General features: G+C 43.3%; 2 pseudogenes (1 of these 2 running past the window's edge). Both read right to left on the bottom strand.

Features of this window, described 5'->3' with window-relative positions:
• Nucleotides 1-391, bottom strand: a pseudogene (locus F4X88_20450) (tetratricopeptide repeat protein); it reaches 104 nt to the left of the window's first position.
• 54 nt (nt 392-445) lie between these two features.
• A pseudogene (locus tag F4X88_20445) lies at nt 446-665 on the bottom strand (tetratricopeptide repeat protein).

The following is a 665-nucleotide window of genomic DNA, read 5'->3' as shown; positions in this document are numbered from 1 at the left end:
TGCCCCGATTGTGATATGCCTCGGCAAAATCGGGTTTGAGTTCCACCGCCTTGGTAAAATCATTTATGGCATTGTCAAAATCGACTTTGTTGAAATAAGCAAGACCTCGATCATAATAGGGGTTGGGATAATCGGGTTTATGTTGTATAGCCGTGGTAAAGTCATTTATAGCGTCATCAAAATCGCCTTTGTGGCGGTGAGCAATGCCTCGATTGCAATAGTGCTCGACAAGATCAGGTTGAAGTTGTATCGCTTTATCAAAGTCTTCTATAGCACTGTCAAAGGCACTTTTCATGCCGTAGGCAATACCGCGGTTGCCATATGCTTCGGCGTAATTAGTCCGCAGTTGCATCGCTGTAGTATAGTCTTTTATAGCGTTATCCAAATCCATTTTGGTATGGTAAATCCTGCCCCGACTGTTATATGCCTCCGCAAGATCGGATTTGCATTGTATAGCCGTGGTAAAGTCATTTAGGGCATTATCAAGTTCACCTTTGTTGGCATAAATAATGCCCCGATTGTGATATGCCTCGGCATAATCGGGTTGTAGTTTTATAGCCGTGGTAAAGTCATTTATAGCGTTGTCAAAATCGCCTTTTTCTTGGTAAGCAATGCCCCGATTGTGATATGCCTCGGCATAATCGGGTTGTAGTTTTATAGCCGTG

It is taken from the genome of Candidatus Poribacteria bacterium (genome assembly GCA_009839745.1).
Classification (GTDB): domain Bacteria; phylum Poribacteria; class WGA-4E; order WGA-4E; family WGA-3G; genus WGA-3G.
The sequence above is the reverse complement of the archived record's forward strand: the minus strand, read 5'-3'. Positions and strand labels throughout refer to the sequence as shown.